The following is a 4,026-nucleotide window of genomic DNA, read 5'->3' on the forward strand; positions in this document are numbered from 1 at the left end:
GACCCCTTCTGGCTCGGTGTGCTTGGTTCATCCGCGCACGTGACCTGGGCACTTGCAGCCGGCGGCACACTGGAGGATCGGCCGCGATACAACAAGGGCGTTTGCTTCGACTCCTTTCCCTTTCCCAACCCAACACCAGCCCTCCACGCCAAGATCGGCGAGGTGGCCGAGAAGCTCGACGCGCACCGCAAGGCCGCCATCGAACGCGACGAAGTCGTCACCATGACCGGGATGTACAACGTCGTGGAGAAACTGAAGAGCGGCGAAGCGCTCACCGAGAAAGAGCGCAAGATCCACGAGATCGCCGCCTGCGGCGTCCTCAAGGACCTGCACCACGAACTCGACGCCCTGGTCGCCAATGCCTACGGCTGGGAGTGGCCGCTCGAGGAAGACGAAATCCTGGAGCGGCTGGTCGCGCTGCACGATGAACGCTTGAAAGAAGAAAAGGCCGGCAAGGTGCGGTGGCTGCGCCCCGACTACCAGATCGCCCGCTTCGGCAAGGACCTCCCCGCCGCCGAAGCCGCCCTCGGCCTGACGGATGCCGCGCCGGCCGCCGCGAAGAAGGCCAAGCGGCCCGCCTGGCCCGCCGACGTCATCAGCCAGATCGGCGCCATTAAACGTCTGGTCGCCGAGGAGGCGCTCAGCGCCGAGGATCTGGCGGCGCGCTTCACCGGCGCCAAGGCGGACATCGTGCGCCGGCACCTGGACATCCTGCTGGTGATGGGTGAGGTACTACAGAATCCCGACGGGCGGTATCAGGGCGCGGCGTAGAGTTCCGAGCCTCAGGAACCCGCGAGCGGATTCACGACTCGCAGGAAGTCGAACTGGTGGAAGTCGGCGTCGGCCGTGCGGATCTCCAGGACGCCATGCTCCTTCATCAGGGCCGCGATGTGCAGGTCGTGCACCGGGTTGCCGCGTAACCGCGGGTGCAGCGCGACGACTTGCTCCAGCACCGCGGCGTGGCGGTCCGTCGCCACCAGGATCCCCGAACGCTTCCCCTCCAGGAGCACGGTGATCCACCGCTGGGCCGCCTCGAGGTCAAGCGGATCGGGAAAGACGCTCGGGTGGGTGCTCACCCGCAGGAACTCGTAGACGATGCTCCAGGTCACGAACCAGGAGCGCTCGCCACGGCGCCACGTCTCGATCAGCGCCACAGCCCGCTCGTGCTCCGGGGCGTCGGGGTTGACCGCGTACAGCAGCAGGTTGGTGTCGACGACGAACATTCGTCAGACACCATCCATGGCACGGTACAGCGCATCCCGGTCCGCCAGGTCCACCTTGGGCCTTCCCATCCGGAAAACCGGCAGGGGGGCCGGCTCGGCGGCGCCCTCCGGCTCGGCGAGCCCGCGGCGCAGCGCCTCGGCCACGACCGCAGACAGCGTCTCGCCCTGCCGAGCAGCGCGCCGCTTCAGCTCGCGAAAGACATGATCCGGGATCATGAGCGTCGTCTTCATATGGAAAAACATATGGGACGTAGGAAAATACGTCAAGCGCCATGGTGCGGAATCCCGACGGGCGGTTTCAGGGCGCGGCGTAAAGCTCCACGAATCCCAGCTTCTGCATCCGCGCGAAATCCGCGTCCAGCGACCACACCTTCGCGCCGTGCTCGGCGGCGATCGCCCCGATCAGCAGGTCCGCGAGGCCGAATCGCTCCCCGGCCGCCACGGCCTCGCCAACCCAGGCCTCGAGCTTCTCCCACGTGGCTTGCCCTGGGACCAACCCCTTCATTCCGCTGAAGCCGTCAACCAGCTCCGCGAACTCACGCTTGGGCGCCCCAGCGAGAATCTCGATGCGCACTGGCGCGGGCACGACCACCTCGTCGGCCTCCACCAGTTCGGCGAAGTGCAGGGCCGTCGGGCCCATCTCTTCCCGCAGTACCTCGACCCACACGGAGGTGTCGGCGCAGATCATCCATTCCCCTCGATCCGCTTCATGCGGTATCCCGGCCGCCGTCGCGACTTGTCGAGATCAATGTCGATCTTCACCTTGCCGAACATCGCGATGAGCTTCCGCCGCTTCGCGCGCCGGACGATCTCGGTCAGGGCGAACACGATGGTGTCCGTCTTCGACTTGAAGCCCAGGATGGCCTTGACCTCGTTCACGAGGTCCTCGGGAAGATCGAGCGTCGTGCGCATACTAACAACACTATTTCGTATGCTTTCAGATGTCAATGCAGGGCGAGTCATATGCATTCCCCCGAGTCAGCCCACCCAACGGACACCTGTGCCGCCGCAGCCTCGCCAAGTTCAGCCGCCAGGCGCAGCCGTACGTGCAGCTCCCACCGACGCCGCTCCTTCAGGCTAGCGGGGGGCGGGCCTCCGTCCGGACCGGTCAGCACGATCGTCCCCGCCTGCTCGCGCGCGACGCGGCCGGCCAGCGCAGGGTCGGCTCGGAGCGCTTGCCGGAGACGGTCGTGCTCCGGGCTGTCGCCGGCGCGCGGATCCGGCTCAGGCAGGAGCGGTGTCAACAGCGTTTCTGTTCGCACGTCTCCATGCTAGCACCGAAGCCACGCTGTCCATCATCCTTTTTCGGCACCCCGTATCATTTGATTGCGAATTGACCCGTGGCGGCCCGGCGGGGTAACCTACCGGTCCATGGCCGCGAACCCGCTCCACCTCGAAACGCCCGTCGACGACGTGGCGTTGCTTGCCCGGCTGGCCGACTCCCGCCGGCTGCTACTCGATCAGGTGGGCCGCCGCATCGTGGGCCAGACCGAAGTGCTCGACGGCATCCTCATGGCCGTCCTGGCGCGCGGTCACGCGCTGCTGGTCGGCGTGCCGGGTCTCGCCAAGACGATGATGATCCAGTCGGTGGCGGACGCGCTGGCGCTCAAGTTCTCGCGCATCCAGTTCACGCCGGACCTCATGCCCAGCGACATCACCGGCACGGAGATCATCGAAGAGGACCTAACGACCGGACGGCGCGCGTTCCGCTTCGTGCCCGGACCCATCTTCGGGAACATCATCCTCGCCGACGAGATCAACCGCACGCCGCCCAAGACCCAGGCGGCGCTCCTCCAGGCGATGCAGGAGCACGAGGTCACGGTGGGCGGTGAGACATACACCTTGGCCGAGCCGTTCTTCGTGCTGGCGACGCAGAACCCGATCGAGCAGGAGGGGACCTATCCGCTCCCCGAAGCGCAGCTCGACCGGTTCATGTTCGAGTTGCACGTCGGGTATCCGTCGCGCGCGGAGGAGGAGCAGATCGTCGAGTGGACGACCGGTGACGTCGCTTCGGATATCCAGCCCGTCCTGGCGGCCGACGAGTTGATCCGTCTCCAGCGTCTGGTGCGGCGCGTCCCCGCGCCGAGGATCGTGGTGGAAACGGCGGTGAAGCTGGCGCGGATGACCCGGCCGGCGGACCCGCTCGCGCCGGAGGTCGTGAAGGAGTACGTGTCGTGGGGCGCGGGCCCCCGCGCGTCGCAGTACCTGGTCCTGGGCGCCAAGGCGCGCGCGGCGATGGACGGCCGGCCGATGGCGGACCTGGAGGACTTGGACGTGGTGGCGTTACCGGTGCTCCGGCACCGGATCGTGGTGAACTTCAGCGCCGAGGCGGCGGGGAAGAAGACCGACGAGATCGTGCGTGATGTGATGAAGGTGGCGCGGACCTAGCCCGCCGCGAGATCGCGGTACCCTCGGTCACCGTTCACGGGGCCCAGCTGATCCGGGCGCTCACCCGGCGCTAGCGCGAGCGCTTCGGCTGCACTTCAGACCAACGAGATCCAATCGTCTCAAGGCGCGCTCGGCGCGATGCCGCGCCACGCTCCAGCTTCTCCAGTCTCGCGCCGCGTCGCGGTCGCCGCGCTGCGCCAGCCGGCGGGCCACGTCGCATCGCTGTTCCGCGGGCAATGAGGCCAGGCGCGCGACCAGCGCGGGCACCGCGTCCGCGCTCAGCGTGGCGAGATACCCGCCGTCGAACCGCCCGTCCGCGGGCGTCCGGCCCACGTTGACGCGCACCACGATCCCGTCCGGGTTCATCAGGTTGAGCGCCCCGAGCGTCGCGAACCCGGTGACGACCGCGCCGAAC

Annotated in this window: 8 protein-coding genes; 2 read left to right on the forward strand and 6 right to left on the reverse strand. The window is 67.7% G+C overall.

Going from position 1 to position 4,026, the window contains the following annotated elements; translation table 11 throughout:
• Window positions 1-771, forward strand: a 771-nt coding sequence (locus Q8Q85_00160) for a hypothetical protein (protein MDP3772661.1), incomplete at its 5' end; no start/stop codon positions are given.
• An 11-nt stretch (window positions 772-782) separates the two neighbouring features.
• Here Q8Q85_00160 and Q8Q85_00165 read toward each other — a convergent pair.
• The 5 genes from Q8Q85_00165 to Q8Q85_00185 form a co-directional block, all read right to left on the reverse strand.
• The gene (locus tag Q8Q85_00165) at window positions 783-1,223 is read right to left on the reverse strand and encodes a PIN domain-containing protein (GenBank protein MDP3772662.1); all 441 of its coding nucleotides are present in this window, start codon (window positions 1,221-1,223) and stop codon (window positions 783-785) included.
• Window positions 1,224-1,226: 3 nt separating this feature from the next.
• The gene (locus tag Q8Q85_00170; GenBank protein MDP3772663.1) at window positions 1,227-1,454 is read right to left on the reverse strand and encodes a CopG family transcriptional regulator; all 228 of its coding nucleotides are present in this window, start codon (window positions 1,452-1,454) and stop codon (window positions 1,227-1,229) included.
• Window positions 1,455-1,521: 67 nt separating this feature from the next.
• Window positions 1,522-1,911 carry a PIN domain-containing protein gene (locus Q8Q85_00175; protein MDP3772664.1) on the reverse strand — a complete coding sequence of 130 codons (390 nt, stop codon included), beginning with the start codon at window positions 1,909-1,911 and terminating at the stop codon, window positions 1,522-1,524.
• Entirely contained in the window at window positions 1,908-2,135 is a 228-nt protein-coding gene (locus tag Q8Q85_00180) for a type II toxin-antitoxin system VapB family antitoxin (protein MDP3772665.1), read from the reverse strand. Before Q8Q85_00180 ends, Q8Q85_00175 begins: the two co-directional genes overlap by 4 nt.
• Before the next feature lie 47 nt (window positions 2,136-2,182).
• Window positions 2,183-2,485, reverse strand: a complete 303-nt coding sequence (locus Q8Q85_00185; GenBank protein ID MDP3772666.1) for a hypothetical protein — start codon at window positions 2,483-2,485, stop codon at window positions 2,183-2,185.
• Between the two features lie 109 nt (window positions 2,486-2,594).
• Between Q8Q85_00185 and Q8Q85_00190 the strand changes: the two genes are divergently transcribed.
• Window positions 2,595-3,611, forward strand: coding sequence for a MoxR family ATPase (locus Q8Q85_00190; protein MDP3772667.1), 1,017 nt, complete (start codon window positions 2,595-2,597; stop codon window positions 3,609-3,611).
• A 60-nt stretch (window positions 3,612-3,671) separates the two neighbouring features.
• On the opposite strand, the gene Q8Q85_00195 is transcribed toward Q8Q85_00190, so the two are convergent.
• Window positions 3,672-4,026: DUF4173 domain-containing protein (locus tag Q8Q85_00195; protein ID MDP3772668.1), on the reverse strand; the 355-nt coding region annotated here is incomplete at its 5' end.

Source organism: Gemmatimonadales bacterium (assembly GCA_030697825.1).
Lineage (GTDB): Bacteria > Gemmatimonadota > Gemmatimonadetes > Gemmatimonadales > JACORV01 > JACORV01.